The 594-nt window shown below is 46.8% G+C and carries 1 protein-coding gene; it reads left to right on the top strand.

Annotation, left to right across the window (positions count from 1 at the left end):
- Positions 1–87 precede the first annotated feature (87 nt).
- On the top strand, positions 88–501 hold the full coding sequence (locus tag A3738_RS02955; RefSeq protein WP_068763339.1) for an autotransporter outer membrane beta-barrel domain-containing protein: 414 nt from the start codon (positions 88–90) through the stop codon (positions 499–501).
- Positions 502–594 lie beyond the last annotated feature (93 nt).

The raw sequence follows: 594 nt of genomic DNA, 5'->3' as shown, positions 1-594 counted from the left end.
CTAACGTGAGCTTTGATTCGGACGCCTACCACTTAGGCTTGTATGGTGGATACCGTTTGAATGATCGTTGGGATCTGATCTGGGGGTTTGGGTCATGCTTGGTTGACCACCGAATCATCACGTAGCACCACCCTTGGCTCGATCAGTGAAACGGCTGAAGCCGGGTACGATTCTCAGTTAAATTACCTTGGTTTGCGTGCCCGTTACGATACAAGTTGGCTTGAGCAAGTCGATAGCAGCACATACATTGGCTTGGCGTATTTGCGCGCTGATCAGGACGAATTCTCCGAAACGAATGCACCAAACCTTGGAATGACCATTGATCGAGCGATTGTTAGTTCAGGGATTATTAGTCTTGGTATGGAGGCATCTCGAGCACTGAATGAGTTTGACTCAACCCATATGCGTACGGAACTTCGTTATGACTATGATGTGCAGGCTGATAGCAATAGCGAACATGATATTAGCGCTTCGTTTAATTTTGATCCCAGCAATACCTAGAGTTTTGTTGGACAAAATCGGGGCCCGCACTCGCTCACTTTTGCGCTAGGTGTTGATCATGAGTTTCAAGAAGATTGGTTATTAAGCCTTGCT

Source organism: Oleiphilus sp. HI0066 (assembly GCF_001635725.1).
The sequence above is the reverse complement of the archived record's forward strand: the minus strand, read 5'-3'. Positions and strand labels throughout refer to the sequence as shown.